Annotated in this window: 12 protein-coding genes; 4 read left to right on the forward strand and 8 right to left on the reverse strand. The window is 71.9% G+C overall.

Features of this window, described 5'->3' with window-relative positions; translation table 11 throughout:
• Positions 1–132 precede the first annotated feature (132 nt).
• Positions 133–678, forward strand: coding sequence for an FHA domain-containing protein (locus ACFC1T_RS27135; RefSeq protein ID WP_375892613.1), 546 nt, complete (start codon positions 133–135; stop codon positions 676–678).
• A gap of 73 nt (positions 679–751) precedes the next feature.
• Here the strand turns inward: ACFC1T_RS27135 and ACFC1T_RS27140 are convergent, their stop codons facing one another.
• Positions 752–1,714, reverse strand: coding sequence for a DUF1152 domain-containing protein (locus ACFC1T_RS27140; protein ID WP_375892614.1), 963 nt, complete (start codon positions 1,712–1,714; stop codon positions 752–754).
• A 69-nt stretch (positions 1,715–1,783) separates the two neighbouring features.
• Between ACFC1T_RS27140 and ACFC1T_RS27145 the strand changes: the two genes are divergently transcribed.
• Positions 1,784–2,425, forward strand: coding sequence for a DUF6891 domain-containing protein (locus ACFC1T_RS27145; protein ID WP_375892616.1), 642 nt, complete (start codon positions 1,784–1,786; stop codon positions 2,423–2,425).
• Between the two features lie 43 nt (positions 2,426–2,468).
• Here the strand turns inward: ACFC1T_RS27145 and ACFC1T_RS27150 are convergent, their stop codons facing one another.
• The 3 genes from ACFC1T_RS27150 to ACFC1T_RS27160 form a co-directional block, all read right to left on the reverse strand.
• Positions 2,469–2,894, reverse strand: a complete 426-nt coding sequence (locus tag ACFC1T_RS27150) for a hypothetical protein (RefSeq protein ID WP_375892618.1) — start codon at positions 2,892–2,894, stop codon at positions 2,469–2,471.
• A gap of 306 nt (positions 2,895–3,200) precedes the next feature.
• The gene (locus ACFC1T_RS27155; RefSeq protein ID WP_375892619.1) at positions 3,201–3,992 is read right to left on the reverse strand and encodes a hemerythrin domain-containing protein; all 792 of its coding nucleotides are present in this window, start codon (positions 3,990–3,992) and stop codon (positions 3,201–3,203) included.
• Positions 3,993–4,161: 169 nt separating this feature from the next.
• Entirely contained in the window at positions 4,162–5,223 is a 1,062-nt protein-coding gene (locus ACFC1T_RS27160; RefSeq protein WP_375892620.1) for an alpha/beta hydrolase, read from the reverse strand.
• Positions 5,224–5,660: 437 nt separating this feature from the next.
• Here ACFC1T_RS27160 and ACFC1T_RS27165 point away from each other — a divergent pair, with 437 nt between their 5' ends.
• Entirely contained in the window at positions 5,661–6,413 is a 753-nt protein-coding gene (locus tag ACFC1T_RS27165) for an SDR family oxidoreductase (RefSeq protein ID WP_375892622.1), read from the forward strand.
• An 82-nt stretch (positions 6,414–6,495) separates the two neighbouring features.
• On the opposite strand, the gene ACFC1T_RS27170 is transcribed toward ACFC1T_RS27165, so the two are convergent.
• From ACFC1T_RS27170 to pulA, 4 genes are all read right to left on the reverse strand, one after another.
• Entirely contained in the window at positions 6,496–6,717 is a 222-nt protein-coding gene (locus ACFC1T_RS27170; RefSeq protein ID WP_375892623.1) for a hypothetical protein, read from the reverse strand.
• Positions 6,718–6,831: 114 nt separating this feature from the next.
• Positions 6,832–8,583 (reverse strand): carbohydrate-binding module family 20 domain-containing protein, encoded by a 1,752-nt coding sequence (locus ACFC1T_RS27175; protein ID WP_375892625.1) that lies wholly within the window; start codon positions 8,581–8,583, stop codon positions 6,832–6,834.
• A gap of 271 nt (positions 8,584–8,854) precedes the next feature.
• Positions 8,855–11,185 (reverse strand): M4 family metallopeptidase, encoded by a 2,331-nt coding sequence (locus ACFC1T_RS27180; RefSeq protein ID WP_375892626.1) that lies wholly within the window; start codon positions 11,183–11,185, stop codon positions 8,855–8,857.
• Between the two features lie 615 nt (positions 11,186–11,800).
• Positions 11,801–17,356 carry a pullulanase-type alpha-1,6-glucosidase gene (pulA, locus tag ACFC1T_RS27185; RefSeq protein ID WP_375892628.1) on the reverse strand — a complete coding sequence of 1,852 codons (5,556 nt, stop codon included), beginning with the start codon at positions 17,354–17,356 and terminating at the stop codon, positions 11,801–11,803.
• Positions 17,357–17,673: 317 nt separating this feature from the next.
• On the opposite strand from pulA, the gene ACFC1T_RS27190 reads away from it, so the two are divergent.
• Positions 17,674–18,636 carry a phosphatase PAP2 family protein gene (locus ACFC1T_RS27190; RefSeq protein WP_375892629.1) on the forward strand — a complete coding sequence of 321 codons (963 nt, stop codon included), beginning with the start codon at positions 17,674–17,676 and terminating at the stop codon, positions 18,634–18,636.
• Positions 18,637–18,754: the final 118 nt, after the last annotated feature.

Genomic DNA, 18,754 nt, shown 5'->3' on the forward strand with positions numbered 1-18,754 from the left:
GGGCCGGAGGCACCCGACCCGGCGGGAACCGTGCAGGTGGAGCGGGCGTCTGTCGCTCAGTGAGGTACGAACCATGCGCCGGAACCGCGCGCGATCTGGACAGTCGAAGCCGGTCGAACCGACAATCGGGCCATGACGCAGCCTGAGCTCCCCACCGGCGCCGTCCGGCCCTCCGACGCCGAACGGGACCAGGCGCTCGGGCTGCTCAGGGACGGCGCGGGCAGCGGCCGGCTGTCGCACGACACCTTCCTCGGCCGGATGGACATCGTCCTCCAGGCCACCAGCCGCGACGAGTTGGACGCCGCGGTGGCCGGGCTGCCCACCGGCGGGCCGGTCGAGCGCTTCGTCCTGCGGACGGTCGGCCGGGCCTCCGCCTTCGGCGCCCGGCTGAACCGGGCCTGGCGCACCGAGCGGCTGCCCGGGCTGAGCCTGCCGCAGGCCGGGGCGGGACTGCTGACGATCGGCCGGATCCCCGGCTCGGGGCTGCGGCTGCACGACGCCTCGGTCTCCCGGAACCACGCCGAGCTGCGGCACGAGAACGGCGGTTGGGTGCTGTACGACCTCGGGTCGACCAACGGCACCCATGTGAACGGGCGGCGGATCGCGGGCGGGATCCCGGTACGGCCGGGCGACCAGGTGCGTTTCGGGAACCTGGAGTTCCGGCTCGCACCGCACTGAGTCGCCGGAAGCCGCGCCCCCGCACCGGCTCCCCACCACCCGCTCCCCCGCACCCGCTCCCCGACCGTCGGGGTCAGTGCGGGAACTGCCGGGGCGGCCGTTGGCTGGGCAGCTCGTCCCGGAACTCCTCGATGAGGGTGGAGATCTGGCGGGTCAGCACGGTGTGCTCCAGCCGGTCCAGGTAGCGGTTCTCGGCGGCCAGCACCTCGACCGTGACGCCGAAGTAGAGCGTCATCAGCGGATTGACGAAGAGCTGCCCGCCCTTGGTCCGCTCGGTGAACTGCACGTCGCCGAACTCGCCGCGCAGCGCGGCCGCCACCGAGCCGTTGACGATGCTGGGGTGCTCCGGGAAGGCGGCCCGGGCGTGCTCGACGGCGTCCAGGTAGAGCGCGCCCTCCCGGCTGCCGCGCGGGATGGAGAAGGCGCCGAGGTAGCCGCCGGCCCGGTCGATCGCGGCAAGGTTCTCCAGCACCAGGGCGTGGTTGACGCCGTGGTGGGCGTCGATGCCGAAGCCCAGGCAGGCGACCAGCCGCTCCGGCACCTCCGTCAGGCCCGCCACGGCGGCCAGGCTCGCCATGTCCTCCTCGGGCGTGCCGAGTCCCGTCTCGTCGCCGCGCATCAGGATGTCGGTGCCGCCGTCCACCAGCAGGATCGCGTCCACGTCCAGGTGGGCGACCAGGGTGCGGTAGGCCTCGCGGAGCAGTCTGACGCCCACGGTCGGGAAGGCCCACACGGTGTCGGGCATCCCGTGCAGCCGCAGCCAGCGGGCCAGCGTGCGTTCCGGGAAGTAGCCCTCGGGGGCGGGGGTGTCGGGCCCGATCCTGGCCACGTCGGGCTGGTGCCAGACTTCGCCGGGCAGCCCGTAGAGGTGGGTGAAGGAGAGGTTGGCCAGGTGCACGTCCTTGCCGGCCGCCCGCAGGGCCAGGGCGATCGGGAGTCCGGCGTAGACGTCGAAACCCCCGCCGGCGCCGGCGATCAGAATCCGCTCGGCGGCCAGCAGCCGGGTGATCAGCGGGGGTTGCAGCAGAGAGGTCACCGCCGGACGGTAGCGCACGGGTGCCGGCCTCGGCCCGGAATTGTCAGTGCCGGGTGCCAGGATGCGGACATGACCCAGGATGCGGGCATGACCCGGGACACCGCGCTCACCTCCGACGTGCTGCTCGAAGCCCAGGAACGGGCAGGCGAGTTGATCCGGTGCGGCTTCCAGGAGCCGGACGAGATAGCCGAGTCCCTGGTCGAGGTCCTCGACGACCAGGGGCTGACGCAGGAGGAGGCGGAGCGGATCGTCGCTCCGCTGTGGGAGGAACGGCTCGCCGAGCAGGCCCACTGGCCGGAGTTCACGGACGTGGACCGGCTGGAGCGGGCCTTCGACCTCCTGGAGGACCAGGGCATCGTCGCGGCGATGGACTTCACCTGCTGCGCCGCCTGCGGCTACGCGGAGATCGGCGGCGAGGCGGACGAGGACTCGCGGGGCTTCGTCTTCTTCCACCAGCAGGACACCGAGGCGGCCGCGGCCGGGCGCGGGCTGATGCTGCGCTACGGCGGCTTCCGCACCGGGGAGGAGTCGGACGGAGCGGAGTCGGGCGGGGAGGAGTCGGGCAGGGCGGCGGAGCAGCGGACGGTGGAGATCGGCCGGGCCGTGGTGGCCGCGGTGGAGACGGTCGGCCTTCCGGTGGAGTGGGACGGCTCGCCGCACACGGCGATCCGGGTCGCTCCGCTGGAGTGGCTCAACCGCCTGCCGGAGTAGGGGCAGGAGCGGCCGCGCGCCGGGGAGCGCTGCGGCGGAACGGTCAGCGATTGACGTGGAGTTCGGCGTAGTGGTCGCCCTTGTCCGCCTTGCGCAGGGTCACCTTGACCCCGCCCACGGTCGACTCGCTGTCCTTGTCGACGGTCTTCTTGTCGCCGCCGATCGTCACTTCGGCGTTCTTGTCGGTGATGCGGCCGACGGTCATGTCCAACGGGTGGTCACCGCCGAAGACCTTGACGGTCTTGGAGGCGTCGGCGCCGTCGGTCCGGACGGACAGGGTGCAGCTGTTGTCGTCGAGGCAGAGGGCGACGCCGCCCTCGCAGGCGGTCAGTCCGGCGCCCAGGGTCAGGACGGCGGCCGCGGCGAGCAGGGCCGGGCGACGGACGGCGGGCAGCAGGCGGCCACGGGTACGAGTACTGACACGGCCGCGGGTACGGGGTGCGGTGGGTGTGCTGCGGGCTGAGGTCATGGCTCCGACGGTAGGGGGTGCCGGGCCGGGCGCCATCGACCGCCGGCGGTACGCCTCCCCCGGTCGCAACCCCGGGGCGGGGACCGCCTCGACCCCGAGACGGATGGGTCGAATCCCCTAGGGGGACAAGGGAGTTGAGGACGTCGGCCGAGCATCGGGCAGTAGCTCGGCAGCGGCTCGGCAGCGGCTCGGCAGCGGCTCGGCAAGGGCTCGACAACGGCTCCGACGCGAGTCGGCCGCGCGCCGGTCATATGTCTCCGGCACGTGCCACGCGCGTAGATCAACGGCCCGCGAAAGGGCCGGCGCTCAGTCGACCAGGCTCCCCAGGCCGCCGCCGGCCACGCCCTCGCCCGCCGCCCCCCACAGCGGCGCGGTGCAGCGCTGGTAGGTCGCCTGCCAGTGCGGCCAGTTGCGGGCCACGTCGTCGTCGCACTCGGCCAGCAGCCGCTCGACCAGCACCGGGTCGACCCCGTCCAGCAGCCAGGCCAGCGCGTCCGCCGTGCCCGGGCCGTCGGCCCCGCGCAGCAGGTCGAGCAGTTCGGCCAGGCCGCCGAGCCGGGAGCTGTCGGCCACCACCCGCTCCATCCGGGGCAGCAGCTGCCGCTCCTCGATCCGCAGGTGGGTCTCCAGCCGGGCGGCCAGGTCCTCCATCGCGTAGGCGACCGGCCAGGCGCTGCCGGTGTCCCGGCTGGCGATCCGGACCAGCGTGGTGACCCGGGTGAAGGAGTGGTCCAGGTTGTGGTGGTCGGCCTCCAGCCAGTTCAGCAGCAGGCGCAGCTCGGGCGCGAAGCGCCGCACGATCGGCCAGATCCGGGTGTCCTGCTGCTCGTGGTGGCAGGTCAGCATGGCGGTCATGAAGGTCCAGTGCCGCAGCACGGCCTCGCCCTTGTCCTCCTCCTCGGGCTGGAGCAGCCGCAGCGCGTTGGGCAGCCGCGCGAGGTCGCGGCGCAGGGCCGCGTGCACCAGCCGCAGGCCGGCGAACCGGACGGTGACCGGCTCCTCGTCCGTGGCCGGCCCGTACGCGTCCCGGGGGTCGACTCCGGGCACCGCCTGGGCGGGGACGGAGACGGCGGGCGGGGGCAGCAGGTGGATCGGCATGGCACTCTCTTCACGGCTGGTGAGGACGGAGGAGGCGGCCGGTGAGGACCGCCCCATCCAAGGTGCTCGCAGTCGATCAGAAGCGAATCAATGTCCGATTGACGCGCAGGTCACGGGCCTGCGCGGGGGCGGGGGCGGCTGCTGCGGCCGCCCCCTCCCGGGGCCCGGATCACTCCGAGGCCGGGCCCTCCAGGTTGGCGCTGAGCCACTGCAGGGTGTCCGGGATCATCTTCTTGAAGTCCGAGGTCAGGTGCTTGCCGCCGGGCTGCTCGTAGTACTGGATGGTCACCGGGGCGACGGCCTTGGCCACCCAGCTCTTGACCAGGTCCTTCTCGTAGCCGTTGGCCCCGCCGGCGGTGACGTACATCTTCACGTCGGCCTTGCCCTGGGTGATGAGGAGGTTGGGGTTGTTGGCCGCCTTCTCGGCGTCGTGGCCCTTCCACAGCCCGGAGTCCGGGACGAAGTAGCCGTCGATCGGCACGGCGGCCTTGTAGACGTCCGGGTACTGGAGGGCCATCTTGGCGCTGCAGAAGCCGCCGGTGGAGGCGCCCATCACGCCCCAGCTGTCGCGCCCCTTCAAGGTGCGGAAGTTGGCGCGGACCCAGGCCGGGATGTCCTCGGCCATCCAGGTGCCCATCTTCGGCTGGCCCGGGATGTCGGAGCAGTCCAGCGCGTTCTTCTCGTCGCTGTTGAAGTTCTGCACCGGCATGATCATGATGAACGGGTGGGCCTTGCCCTGCTTGGCCAGCTGCTCGTCCGCCTCCTGGATCGGCAGCTGGTTGTCGGTCCAGGTGTTGTAGCCGTTGCTCTGGCCGCCCGCGTAGAGGGTCAGCACCGGGAAGCCGGTCTTGGCGAACTTGGGGTCGTTGTACTCGGGCGGCAGCCAGACCCAGACCTGGCCGGTGACGCCGGACTTCGCGCCGGTCACCTTGGTCATCATGATCGGGCCGGCGCCGGTGTCCCGGACCTTGTTGAGGCTGGCGGCCGGGCCGGTCGGCATCAGCACCTTCCCGTTGCCCGGGGTGGGCTGGTCGGCGGTGGGCGTCCCGGGGACGGCGCTGCCCGTGGCGCTCGCACCGCCCGTGCCGGTGGTCGCCGCCGGGGTGCCGTCGGCCGAGGAACCGTTCCCCTTCCCGCCGTCGGACCCTCCGCAGGCCGCGAGCGAGGCGGCCAAGGTGAGCACGGCGGCGCCGGTCAGGACGGCACGGGAACGGGACGACTGCCTAAGCACGGTGAGGACTCTCCGACCGATGTCGCGCCCGGTCCGTCTGACCGGGCGGCGGCCCCCCGGTGGGGCCGGACAGGCCCGGGGGCGCGGGCGCTGTGCGGTCCCCGGAGCGGTGGTGCGCCGTCCGTCGCGGAAGGGCACCTCCCTGCGATCTTATGACGTGGCCCGGGGCGGGCCGGTTGCGAGGTGGCCACCGGAAATCCAATGTTTGTTCGCGATCAGGTAAAGGTCTTCACCGCGCCCGCCGGACGGCGGGGGCCGCCCGGCGGGGAGCACGGGCACCGGCCCGTCCGGCCGTCCGGGTTTTGGACGCTTTGCCCAGTGACGGTGGCCCGCACATCCGGAACGATCGCTCCGGCACCCTCTTCGACCGGATCCGGGAAGAGTGTGACCGTACCGGTACCGAGCCACCGAGCCGTCGAGCCACCGAGGAGAGCGCCATGCTGGAGCAGATCGCCGTCGTCACCGGAGCCGGGAGCGGGGTCGGCCGGGCCGTCGCGGTGGAGCTGGCCGCGGCCGGCTGGCGGCTGGTGCTGGCCGGGCGCCGGGCCGAGCAACTGCACGCGACGGCCGCGGCCTTCCCCCGGGGCGTGCTGCCCGCCGACGTGGTGCCGACCGACGTCACCGACCCGGCCGCGGTGGACGCGCTGTTCGCGACGGCCGTCGGACACCACGGCCGGGTGGACCTGCTGTTCAACAACGCGGGGACCTTCGGCCCGGCCGTCCCGGTGGACGAGCTGGCGGTCGAGGACTGGCGGGCGGTGGTCGACCTCAACCTGACCGGCGCCTTCCTCTGCGCCCGGGCCGCCTTCCGGCAGATGCGGGCGCAGTCCCCGCAGGGCGGCCGGATCATCAACAACGGCTCGATCTCCGCGCACGTCCCGCGCCCGCAGTCGATCGCCTACACCGCGACCAAGCACGCGGTCACCGGCCTGACCAAGTCGCTCTCGCTGGACGGCCGCCCGTACCGGATCGCCTGCGGCCAGATCGACATCGGCAACGCGGCGACCGACATGACGGCCGCGATGAGCGCCGGGGTGCGGCAGGCGGACGGCCGGATCGCGCCCGAGCCGACCATGGACGTGGCGGACGTGGCCCGCACCGTGCGGCACATGGCGGCGCTGCCGCTGGAGGCCAACGTGCAGTTCGCCACCGTGATGGCGTCGGCGATGCCGTACATCGGGCGGGGCTGAGGCCCGCCCGCCGGAGCGCCCGTCCTCCAGTTCGCCCGTCCTCCAGCTCGCCCGCCCGCCGGAACACCCGGCGGCGGAGCGCTCACTCGTCGTGCGAGTGGCGGTACCGCAGCCCGCAGCCCCGCCGCTCCAGCCGGTAGACGCTGGTGGTCGGCCAGTACTCGCCGTCCTCCACGACGGGCAGTTCGGCGCGCAGCACCATCCGCAGGGCGGGCGGCGGGGCGGTGGCGTGGACCCGCTTGCGGTGGCCGTCCCAACGGCCGCCGCACAGTTCGAGGTCCAGGACGAGGGGGGTGGCTCTCATCCCGTGATGGTGCCAGCGCCGCCCCCGCCCGGGAGGTCCGGGACGGCGCCGCCACTCACACGGGGGACCCCCGTCAGCCGTGGGCTGACGGGGGTCCCAGGTACGGGCAGAGGGCTACGGCCGCCAGGTGTCGTTCAGGGTGACGTTCCCCGAACCCGGCACGGTCGCCGCCCGGTTGGCCCCGGACTCCCAGGTCACCGCCCCGCTCGCGTCCTTGCGCAGGTACTTGTACTGGAAGGAGGTGCCGGCCGGCAGCGAGAGCGCCAGCGACCAGACCGGGTACCCGGCCGAGGACAGCGGCAGCGCCTTGGCCGGGTCCCAGCCGCCGAGCGCCGCGGCGTCACCGACCACGTACAGGTTCTGCCCGTACGAGGTGGTCGCGTTGACGTTGAAGGAGGCGCCGGACACCGCCGTGCCGGGCTGGACGTACAGCGCCACCGCGTCGCCCGCGCCGACCGTCGCGGTGAACTGCCCGTTGGCGCCCACCTGGTAGGTCGGGCCGGTGCAGCCCCCGCCGGGCTGCGGGTCGCCGTGCTGGACGTCGCAGTACGTCCCGGCCGGCAGCCCGGTCTGGAAGGTCTGGGTGATCGCGCCGCTCTCGTGGTTGATCGCGACGTAGCCCCGGTTGCCGCGGCCGAAGGCGATCGCGTTGTTGCCGTTGGACCACCAGCTGGTCACCCCGGTGCCGGCGACGGCGTTGCGGAAGCCGACCATGTTGGCGATCTGCCGCCAGGCGTGGGTGCAGTTCCAGCCGTCCTGGTAGCAGGCGTTGACGGTGCCGCCGTTGGGCGGGCCGTCGTCGTTGCCGCTGAAGCCGTAGCCCGAGTAGACGTTGGGCGAGCCGTAGGTCGAGGCCAGCAGGAAGACGTTGGCCAGGGTGTAGGTGCTGCCGTAGGTGTAGTTGAGGGTGGAGCCGTTGCGCTCGGTGTCCCAGTTGTCGACGAAGCTGCGCGCCTGGTCGCTCGGCAGGTAGCCCCAGGAGGCGCCCCAGGTGCTGAGGCTTGCGAGCTTGTCGGCGGTGAACACGCGCTTGAGGTCGGTGCCGACCCGGAACTCGTCGACGTCGCCGTTGCCGGTGTACTCGGTGGGCTGGACGGGCTCGCCGGCGCCGTAGATGACCTCCTGCACCCAGTAGGCCTTGGGGTTGGCCGTCTTGGCCTTGATGGCGGCGAGGTCGGTGGCGGCGATGTGCTTGGCGGCGTCGATCCGGTAGCCGTCGACGCCGAGCGAGCCGAGGTCGTCCAGGTAGTGGGCGATGGTGCTCCGGACGTAGTCGCTGCCGGTGTCCAGGTCTGCGAGGTTGACCAGCTCGCAGTTCTGGACGTTGCCGCGGTCCTGGTAGTTGGTGATCGGCTGGCGGCAGGTGTGGAAGTCCTGGTCCTGGTACGTGCCGGGGTAGTTGTACTTGGTGTACGCGGTGCCGCCGGTGCCGGTGCCGGAGCCGGCCGTCATGTGGTTGACGACGGCGTCGGCGATCACCTTCACCCCGGCCGCGTGGCAGGTGTCCACCATGTTCTTGAAGGACGTGCGGTCGCCGAGCCGTCCGGCGATCTTGTAGCTGACCGGCTGGTACGAGGTCCACCACTGCGGGCCCTGGATGTGCTCCTGGGGCGGCGACACCTCGACGAAGCCGTAGCCCTTCGGGCCGAGGGTGGTGGTGCAGGCCTGGGCGACCGAGTCGAAGCGCCACTCGAAGAGGGTGGCGGTGACGTCCTTGCCGTTGTTCGCGGGCGGGGCGGCCTGCGCGGCGGGGGCGCCGAGGGCGGTGCCGAGCGAGAGGGCGAGCGCCGCCGAGGCCGCGAGCGCGCCGGCCGTGCGGGCGGGCCGGCGGGTGCGGGCGGGCCCGCGGGTGGGGGTGGTGACCACGTTGTCTCCTGGGGGTGGCTGGGGTGGGGGGCAGCCGGGGTGAAGTCTGCAAGAAGCTTCTGTAACTTGCCGGAAACTTGCAGCGCTGAACCTAGGGCGACCGGAACAGGCCGTCAAGGTCCCAGGAGATTCGTTTCTGCATCGACACGGAGCGGAGCACGGCCGAGGCACGGCCGGAGCGTTCCCCGGAACACGACAAGGGCCCGGCGGCCGTAGCCGCCGGGCCCCTCGCCTGCCCTGGTTCACCGGTCCCTCAGGAGCCGGTGCGACCTCAGCCGGTCTGGACGGAGGTGTCGTCGATCACGAAGCTGGTCTGCAGCGAGGAGTCCTCGGTGCCGGTGAACTTCACGGTGACCGTCTGGCCCGCGTAGGCCGAGAGGTCGAAGGTGCGCTGCTGGTAGCCGGCCGCGGCGTCCACGTTCGAGTAGGTCTTGAGCGTGGTGCCGTTGACCGAGACGGCCAGCTTGTCGTACGCGGTGCTGCCGGTCTCGGCGGTGTCGATGTGCAGCCAGAAGCTCAGCGTCGCCTTGCAGCCCGCCGGGATGCTCACCGTCTGGGACAGCGTGTCGGTGTGGGTGCTGCCGTAGCCGTCCAGGTACGCCTTCCAGCTACCACCGTGCGACGGCTCGGACGAACCGTTGTCGATCACACCGCTCGAAGCCGTCCACGGCGACGCCGTCCCGGTCTCGAAGCCCGGGTTGCCGAGCAGCTGCGCCGGGGTGCAGGAACCGCCGCCACCACCGGTGACCGTCCAGGTGAAGCTGGCCGTACCGGACTTGCCGGCCGAGTCCTTCACCGTGACCGTCACGTTGGAGCTGCCCGCGGCGGTCGGGGAGCCGGTGATCGCACCGGTGTTGGCGTTGATGGCCAGGCCGGCCGGCAGCCCGGTGGCCGAGTAGGACAGCGGCGCCGTCCCGCCCGAGGCCTTGATCTGCAGGTTGACCGAGCCGCCCACCGCGGTGGACTGGTTGCCCGGGCTGGTGACGGTGACGCCGCCCGGGTTGGGCAGCGAGCCGACGTTGACGGCGGCCCAGGCGGTGGCGACCGCGTTGTACTCGGCGCTGTTGGCGCCGTACAGGTCGGTGGCCGCGTTCAGGGTCGCGGTGCGGGCGGCGGCGTAGTCGGTGGTGGAGGTCATGTAGGCGGTCAGCGCCTTGTACCAGACCTGCAGCGCCTTGTCGCGGCCGATGCCGGAGACGGTGATGTTGTTGACCGTCGGGCTGTTGTAGTTGAAGCCGTTGATGGTCTTCGCGCCGCTGCCCTCGGACAGCAGGTAGAAGAAGTGGTTGGCCACGCCGGACGAGTAGTGCACGTCCAGGTTGCCGACGCCCGAGTACCAGGAGTCGGCCGAGGTGCCGTCCTTGGAGGGCTTGTCCATGTAGCGCAGCGGCGTGCCGTTGCCGTTGATGTCGATCAGCTCGCCGATCAGGTAGTTCGGCGGGTTGGCGGGCAGGTTGGCGTAGAACTCGACGCCGGTGCCCATGATGTCGGAGGTCGCCTCGTTGAGGCCGCCGGACTCTCCCGAGTAGTTCAGGTTGGCGGTGGCCGAGGTGACGCCGTGGCTCATCTCGTGGCCGGAGACGTCGAGTTCGGTGAGCGGGTGGGTGTCGCCGCTGCCGTCGCCGTAGGTCATGCAGAAGCAGCCGTCGTCCCAGAACGCGTTGACGTAGCCGGTGTCGTAGTGCACCCGGCTCATCGCGCCGACGCCGTCGTTCTTGATGCCGTTGCGGCCGAAGTTGTTCTTGTAGAAGTCCCAGGTGACGGCGGCACCGTACTGGGCGTCGACGGCCGCCGACTCGCGGTTGCTGGCCTGGCCGTTGCCCCAGGTGTCGGAGGACTTGGAGAACAGCGTGCCGTTGCCGGAGGTGCCGTTCTTCATGTCGGTGGTGTACTGGCCGCCGCGGGTGGCGTCCTTGAGCGAGTAGGTGGAGCCGCTCTGGGTGGTGGTCAGCGGGACGGTGCCGACGAAGACGCCGGTGCCGGAGCCGCGCTTGATGCCGTCGGCCTTGCTGAGCACGGCACCGGTCTTGGCGTCGGTGACGACGTGCAGCTTGCTCGGGGTGCCGTCCGACTCGCGGCCGTTGACCACGGTCTCGTAGGCGAGCTTCGGGGTGCCGTCCGCGGCCCAGACGACCAGCCGGGGCGCGCCCTCGACGGTGCCCTGCTCGGCGGCGAGCGCGGCCTCCTGGGCCTTCGGCGCGGCCAGCGCGGGGGTGGTGCCGACGCCGGCGAGGTTGGCCTCGCTGGCCTTGGTCACGCTCTTGGTGGCGCCGGTGGCGTCCTGGTGGACGATCAGGTCGCCGCCGAGGACGGGGAGCCCGGCGTAGGTGCGCTCGTAGCGCAGGTGGCGAGCGCCGTTGGCGTCCTGGACGACGTCCTTGGTGACCAGCTGCTCCTTGCCGTCCAGGCCGAGCGCCTGGGCCAGGGAGGCGGTCTGCTGGTTCGCCGAGGCGATCAGCGTGGCCCGGCTGGCCTGCTGGTTGGCGACGGCGGTCGGCGCGTCCGGGGCCGCCTGCGCGATCACCGGTATGCCGGTGACCAGCAGCGCGGTGGTGGCGGCCATGACAACCGCTGCCTTCCGGACGTGGGCGTGACGTGACATGCGGACTCCTTTTCCGACCGGCGGACCGGGTGGATCGACCCGGCGTGCACGGTGGAGAGAACCTGGGCCGCGGTTGCGGCGCAGTGGGGGCCCCCGCCGGGTGCAACGGGGGTGCGGTTGCCGTGCTGTGCATGGCGTTGCGTGTGCGTCGGCGTTGCAGTGCGGTGCGGTGCTCGCAAGTCGTGCAGGTTCGTTGCAAGGTCGGGAGGCGCTGCACCTGAACTCGGACAGCTGCACCGGGGGGTGGGGCCCCCTCGTCTGCAGCCGGAGGAATCGTGGCAGCAAACGCGCCGTTAATGACAGATGCATGCCACCGATTGGCCGATTAATTACCGAAACCGTATGCACGACGCTTAGTCAGTTGTGTTACGGCATGACGAAGTCTTGAACACGGTTTTCATGCCCTTGGCAAAGTTCGATCACCACCGGAGGTGACTGACCAGCGGTCAGGGCCGGCGCCCGCCCCGACCGGGGCCCGGCAGCGCCGCACCGGGGCGGCACGTCACACTTCCGGCCGTGCCACCGCCGGTTTCCGGCCATTCCCCGGCCGGAACGGAACCGGGCCCCGCTCCGCCCGGACGGCGGTGCGGGGCCCGGGAGCCGGGGCCGGCGGGATCAGCCCTGCACGAACACCGCCACGGTGCGACCCGGCACGGTGAACGTGCCGGTGGCCGCGTCGAAGCCGGACTGCTGCACCACCCGGTCCACCCCGCCCGCCTGGACGGGGTGCAGCGCCTGGCTCGTCCCCTTCGCGGCGGCCACGGTCTGCGCCTGCGTGGCGGGCGTGGCGTTGACGACGACGGTGATGCCCTTCGCCGCCCCCGCCAGCCCGGTGCCGTCCAGGTGCAGGGTGATCACCCCGGGCGTCTCACCGGGCGTGCCGGAGAGCGGGTACGACAGCCGCTGCTGGACGTCGGCCAGGGTCGGCAGCGAGAACAGCGGTGAGGACTGCTTGATCCGCAGGAACTCCTGGAACTGCGCGGTGGTCGCCCGGATGTCGGCCGCCCCCACGGTCAGCCGCGGGTTCGCCAGCAGGGACTTCGCGGTCGGCCAGAGCTCCTGGTTGTCCTTGGCCGGCGGCAGGCCGCGGCCCCAGCCGTTGCCCTGCGAGGCCCCCGTCAATGGATCGGGCCAGTGGATCGCGTTGAACCAGTCCCCGGAGTCGTAGGAGTTGGAGTCCAGCGACTTGGAGCGCAGCAGGTCGCTGCCCGCCTGGGCGAAGCCCGCGCCCTGGGTGAGCGCGGTCAGCGACAGCCCGAGCGCCTGCATCCGGGCCCGGTCGGCGGGCGCGGTGGTGGTCGGCAGTTTGTACGCGAGCGCGTCGAACAGGTCGGTGTTGTCGTGGGCGTCCACGTACTCCACCGCCTCGCCCGGCTTCGCCGCGTACCCGGTCGGGGCGCCGTTGTAGTCGACCTGGGCCCCGGTGACGGTCTTCCCCGAGCTGTCGGTGAAGGAGTAGCCGGCCAGGTTGCCGGTGAGGCCGACCTTCAACTGGTCCATCTGGTGCAGCAGTCGGGCCTTCTGCTCCTGCGGGCTGCCGTTCGCGGGCGAGCCGTTGGGGTCGGTGTACAGGCCCGAGGCGAAGCCCTGCTGCGGCGCGGAGCCGAGCATGAAGTTGCCGCCGCGGGCGGCGTCGCGGAGCCGGTCGTCGAAGGTGGCGATGCCGGTGCCGGCCATGTTGGCCTGGGTGGCCTGCGGGAACCGGGCGTCGTTCGCGACGGTGCCGAAGTTCCAGCCCTCGCCGTAGAGGAAGACGTTCCTGCCGTCCACGCCGTCCGACTCGGGCGTCATCCTGCCCAGCGCCGCCTGGACGTCCAGCATGGTGGACTTCGGGTCCAGGCCCATCAGGTCGAAGCGGAAACCGTCGACCTGGTACTCCCGGGCCCACAGCGTCACCGAGTCGACCACCAGCCGGTTCATCATGGCGTGTTCGGGCGCGGTGTCGGCGCAGCAGCTGTCCGTCGTCACCTTGCCGTCGGCGTCCAGCCGCTGGTAGTAGCCGGGCACCACCTTGTCGAGCACCGAGTGGTCGGCCTGGCCGGCGGCGGCGGTGTGGTTGTAGACCACGTCCAGCACCACCCGCAGTCCCGCCGCGTGCAGCGCCTGGACCATCTGCCGGAACTGCACGGTCCGGGCCGTCCCGTTCGGGTCCGTCGCATAGGACCCCTCCGGCACGTTGTAGTGCAGCGGGTCGTAGCCCCAGTTGTAGGCGTCGTCGGCGGCCACGGCCGCCACGCACTCCTGCTGCTTCGGGCCGTCCGGGGGGAGGGACTTGAGGTCGCAGGCGGGGAGCTTCTGGTCCGCCCGGTTCTCCCGGATGGTGGCGATGTCGAAGGTCGGCAGCAGGTGCACCGTCGTCACCCCGGCCTTGGCGAGGTCCCGCAGGTGCTGCATCCCGGCCGAGTTCGACTCGGTGAAGGCCAGGTAGGTGCCGCGCTCGGCGGCCGGGACGGTGGTGTCCTCCACCGAGAAGTCCCGGACGTGGAGTTCCTGGATCTGCTGCTGCGCGGGCGGGACGGCCTTCGGGCGGGCCTGGTCGTCCCAGCCGGCCGGCTTGAGCTCCTTGGCGTCCAGGTCGGCGACCAGGCTGCGCCGGGAGTCGGTGGAGAGTGCCACCGAGTACGGGTCGGTGACGGTGTTGACCACCACCTGCTGCACCGAGGGCGCCCAGACCTTCACCTGGTACAGGTAGTACTTGCCGTCCAACTCCTTGCGGTCCCGGACGACTTCCCACACCCCGGTCTCGTCGTCCAGCGTCATCGGCAGCGTCCTCGGGGTGCCCCCGGTGGCGCTGTCGAAGACCTGGACGGACACCTGCTGGGCGGTCGGCGCCCAGAGCGAGAGGGCGACCTTGCCGTCGTAGTGGGCCGGGCCGAAGTCCACCTTGCCGGTGCGGCGGGCGTACAGGTCGTCCAGTACGCCGGGGGTCTGCACCCCGGTGCCGGCCAGCACGGCGCCGCTGGGCAGGTGTTCGGTGAACAGCAGCTGGCTGCGCAGCGCCGCCGGGACGCGGGCGGTGTCCCGCTTGTCCACGGTGAAGGCCCGGTAGCCCGCCAGGTGCGGGTACGCGGCCTTCTGGGCGTCGGTCAGCCCGCCCGCGACGGGGGTGAGGCGGATCCACTTCCCGGGCTTGGTCAGCACGCCCTTGTCGGCGCGGATGCCGCCCTCGGGGTCGTAGACCAGCTGGGCGCTGGTGCCGCCGGCCAGGGCCTGGTCGGTGGCGCCGTAGTTCGCCGGGACGACGACGGTCCGCGCGTCGATCCACTGGGCCTTGGCGCTGCCGAGGTCCACCTGCGAGGCGGCGGCCGGGTTCTGCGGCAGCAGGTAGCCCTCGCGGCCGCCGAGGATCCACACCTCCTTGCCGTTGACGGCGAAGTCCAGCGACTGGTCGGCGGGCAGGTCCTTGTCGTTGCCGTTGTGCAGGATGTAGCTGAGGCTGGTCGCCCCGGGGGCGAGCGGCACCTCGAAGACGGCGCCGAAGGCGTCGCGGCGCACCGGCAGCAGCGGCTTGCCCCAGTCGGTGGGGGCGGCGGCGCCGGTCCAGTCGTGCAGGCCCCAGCCGTCGTAGGTGCCGTCGGCCCGGTTGTAGTGGATGACGGCGGTGTTCGCGGGCTGGGTGTTCGCCGGGCCGGGGTTCGTGGTGCGGACGGTCGGGTCGCCCTGCTCCAACCACACCTCGCCGCCGCTGCCCAGGTCGAGGTGGCGGTCGGCGTCGACGTCCTTGACGCCGTTCTTCTCCACGACGAAGCCGAGGTCCGAGGCGCCGGGCTTGAGCCGCACGTAGGCGAAGGCGCCGTACGCGTCCCGCCCGGTGAAGGGGTGCCCGGCCGGCCAGGTGGTGCCCTCGCCGTCGGCGAGGTCGCCCCAGGCGTACAGGTTCCAGCCGTCGTAGTCGCCGTCCGGCCGGTTGTAGTGGACGACGGCGTACGGGCGGGCGCCGGCGGTGGGCACCGGCTGGGGAGCGGGGGTGCCGGTGGTGAAGCTCGCGGTGGTGGAGCGCAGGTGGCCGCTGGAGTCCTGGAGGACGGCCTTGTAGCGCACCACCGTGCCGGGGGCGGCGGCGCTCAGGTCCTGGGTCACCGCGAAGAGTCGTCGGCCGTCGGAGCCGGACGTCCCGGTGTCGGCGGTACCGAGCGTCCGCCACGGCCCGTTGCCGGTCTGCGCGGCGAACGTCACGCGGTTGAAGCCGCCGCCGTCCGCCTTGGCCCCGATCGTCACGAGCCCGGTCGAACCGTCCGCCGGCGGTTGCACCGACGGCTGCGGCGCGGCGGCGACCGGCGCGAGCCGGGCGCCGGCCTTGAGGACGACGGAGGACAGCGCCGGAACGGTGACGGTCACCTTGCGGTCGGCGCCGCTGGTGAGCCGCGGTCCGGCCGCGGGGTAGAGCGGGTCGAAGCCCATCCCCGCGGAGAAGGTGTCCAGCGTGACGGTCTTCGCCTCGGTGGCGTTGTTGACCGCCACCAGGTACTCGACCTGCTGCCCGGCGTCGATCCGGGAGAAGGCGTACACGCCCGGGCCGTCGGCGGCGTAGCGCTGGATCTGCGCCCCGTCGGCGAGCGCCGGGTTGTCGCGGCGCAGCTTCGCCAGGCCGGCGATGCCCTGGTAGAGCTCGCCGCCCTGCCCGTACCGGTCGGCCGCCCCCGAGGGGCCGCCGAGCACCCGGTCGGCGTTGTAGGAGGGCGTCTTCGAGGCGAACACGTCCTGCCGGGCGTCCTTGTCGCCGCCCGCGCCGGTGAAGCCCTGCTCGTCGCCGTAGTAGACGACGGGCTGGCCGCGGGTGAGGAACTGCAGCTCGTTGCCGAGCCGGTCCTTCTTGAGCAGGGTGGCGTCGTCGGCGCCCGGGTTGTCGGCGAGCAGGAAGGAGCCGAAGCGGCCCATGTCGTGGTTGCCGAGGAAGGTCGGCAGCTCGTAGGCGTCGGTGTCGGCGCCGGTGTAGCGGTAGTCCTGGCCGTAGACGTCGGCGAGGTTGCGCGCCGAGCCGCCCTGGGAGACGTACGAGCGGGCCGCGCCCTGGAACGGGAAGTCCAGGGTGGCCTGGAGCTTGCCCTTGGTGACGTAGGGCGAGGTGACGGCCGGGTCGCCGGAGTAGACCTCGCCGAACATGAAGAACTTCCGGTTGCCCTGCTTGGTGGCGAAGTCCTTGAGCGCGGGCGCCCATTGCTGCCAGAAGGCCATGTCGACGTGCTTGACGGTGTCGATCCGGAAGCCGTCCACCCCGGCGTCCTTGACCCACTGCTGGTAGACCTGCTCGAAGCCCTTGACCACCCGGGGGTTCTGGGTGTCCAGGTCGTCCAGGCCGTTGAAGTCGCCCTCGGTGGCGGACTCTCCGACGAAGGTCGAGTCGCCCCGGTTGTGGTAGAGCGCCGGGTCGTTGAGCCAGGACGGGGTCTTGGCGGTGGCGTCCGCGGGCTTGCGGAAGACCGGGGTGTAGGGGAAGGAGTCCTTGGTGATCTTCGGCCAGGGGGCGCCCGCGGCGGCGATCGCGGTCTCGTCGACCGGGTTGCCGTCCGCGTCGAGGGTCGGGTAGGCGCCGGTGGAACGGTAGGAGTGCTGCTGCTCCGCGTCGTCGATGACGTCGGCGGTGTGGTTGGTGATGACGTCGAAGAAGACCTTGATGCCGCGCGCGTGCGCCTTGGCTATCAGTTCCTTGAGCTGGTCGTTGGTGCCGAAGTGCGGGTCGACCTGGGTGAAGTCGGTGATCCAGTAGCCGTGGTAGCCCGCCGAGGCGTCGGCCCCGCTGCCCTGCACCGGCTTGTTCTTGAAGATCGGGGCCAGCCAGATCGCGGTGGTGCCGAGGTTCTGGACGTAGTCGAGCTTCTGGATCAGGCCGGCCAGGTCGCCGCCGTGGTAGAAGCCCTTGTCGGTCGGGTCGAGGCCGTTGTCCAGCCGTCCGCCGGTGATGCCCCCGGTGTCGTTGGCGGTGTCGCCGTTGGCGAAGCGGTCGGGCAGGACGAAGTAGAACTGCTCGCGGGTGAGGTCGTGCCGTCCGGCGGTGGCCGCCAGGGCGGCGTCCGAGGGCGGGGGCGGCGGAGCCGCGGCGAGGGCCGCGGGGGCGCCGCCGAGGGTGGCGGCGGTCAGCGCGGCGGCCAGCAGGACGGCCGTGCGGCCGGGTCTGCGGGCGGGTCCGCGGGGAGGACTGCTCCGTCGGGGGCGGAGCGGCGTATCGGCCACTGAGGGGCTCCCTTAGGGGAAGGGGCGATCGATTTCCCAGGAAGCTAGCGGCCTGCAATCCGTTTCAGCAAGATGCAGAAAGCGTTTCGTCCCGGGAAATTCCAGGCCACCGGCCCGCCCGGCCACCCCGGTTACGCTCGAACGGCCGAGCGCGTGACAATGGGACGTATGTCCGTCCCACCGGTAAGCACCAGACCCGACCGCACCCCCTACCCCGGTGGGATCCGCCCCCTACCCCTGGAGGGGGACAGCCGGTGAAGAATCCACTTCCAGAGGATGAGCAGACGGCTACGAGTGGTCTGGCAGACTTCTCGTCCATGGGGGAACCGACCGAGATCCAGCGAGGCGACGCCCGGCGCGCCGACGCGGCCCGCGGTGGCGGTTCCGAGGCGACCGAGGCCACCCCGGCCCGGCTGCCCGAAGGAGCCACCCGTGCCGCCCAGTCCCGCACCGCCGCCCTGCGCGGCCGCATCCGGGACCAGCGGCGCTCACCCGCCCGGCCGCGGATCTGGTTCGAGCTCGCCCTGATCGGGATCAGCTACTGGCTCTACTCCCTCGTGCGCAACGCCGTGCCGGAGCAGGAAGCGATAGCCCAGAAGCACGCACGCTGGATCTGGGACCTGGAGAAGGACCTCGGCATCGCGGTCGAGCGCTCGATCAACCACGCCGTGGACAGCGTCGGGTGGCTCATCACCGGGATGAACTACTACTACGCGACCCTGCACTTCATCATCACCATCGGTGTGCTGGTCTGGCTCTACCGCAGCCACCCCGGCCGCTACGTCGCCGCCCGCACGGTGCTGTTCGTCACCACCGGGATCGCCCTGGTCGGCTTCTACTTCTTCCCGCTGGCCCCGCCGCGGCTGATGACCGACGGCGGCTTCATCGACACCGTGCAGGCCCACCACACCTGGGGCTCGTTCGCCTCCGGGCCCGCCGCGCACGTCTCCAACCTGTACGCGGCGATGCCCTCGATGCACATCGGCTGGTCGATGTGGTGCGGTCTGACGATCTTCTTCCTGGCCCGCCGGACCTGGGTCCGGGTGCTCGGACTGATGTACCCGGCGGCCACCCTGGTGGTCATCATCTCGACCGCCAACCACTTCTGGATGGACGCCGTCGGCGGCGAGATCTGCCTGACGGTCGGCTTCCTGGCCGCCCGCTGGCTCTACCACGAGTGGGTGTACAGGCTGCCGCGGGTGCCCGCCCGGGAGCAGGCCGAGGAGCCGGTCACCGTGCCGGAGCAGTGGAGCGAGCCGGCGGTCGGCGCACGGCGCTAGCCGACGGCCGAGGGACGAGGGACGAGCCACCAGGAGGGGCCCCTGATCCAGGGGCCCCTTTCGCGTACCCGCCGACCCCTCCCGATCGGCCTCGCGCGCTCCGGTCGGGCTCCCGCGC

It is taken from the genome of Kitasatospora sp. NPDC056076 (assembly GCF_042266305.1).
Classification (GTDB): Bacteria; Actinomycetota; Actinomycetes; order Streptomycetales; family Streptomycetaceae; genus Kitasatospora.

Excerpts from the sequence above, each read along its gene's own strand:
- ACFC1T_RS27135 (WP_375892613.1), top strand. The coding sequence starts at position 133 with ATGACGCAGCCTGAGCTCCCCACCGGCGCCGTCCGGCCCTCCGACGCC.
- ACFC1T_RS27145 (WP_375892616.1), top strand. The coding sequence starts at position 1,784 with ATGACCCAGGATGCGGGCATGACCCGGGACACCGCGCTCACCTCCGAC.
- ACFC1T_RS27150 (WP_375892618.1), bottom strand. The coding sequence starts at position 2,894 with ATGACCTCAGCCCGCAGCACACCCACCGCACCCCGTACCCGCGGCCGT.
- ACFC1T_RS27155 (WP_375892619.1), bottom strand. The coding sequence starts at position 3,992 with ATGCCGATCCACCTGCTGCCCCCGCCCGCCGTCTCCGTCCCCGCCCAG.
- ACFC1T_RS27165 (WP_375892622.1), top strand. The coding sequence starts at position 5,661 with ATGCTGGAGCAGATCGCCGTCGTCACCGGAGCCGGGAGCGGGGTCGGC.
- ACFC1T_RS27170 (WP_375892623.1), bottom strand. The coding sequence starts at position 6,717 with ATGAGAGCCACCCCCCTCGTCCTGGACCTCGAACTGTGCGGCGGCCGT.
- ACFC1T_RS27180 (WP_375892626.1), bottom strand. The coding sequence starts at position 11,185 with ATGTCACGTCACGCCCACGTCCGGAAGGCAGCGGTTGTCATGGCCGCC.
- ACFC1T_RS27190 (WP_375892629.1), top strand. The coding sequence starts at position 17,674 with ATGGGGGAACCGACCGAGATCCAGCGAGGCGACGCCCGGCGCGCCGAC.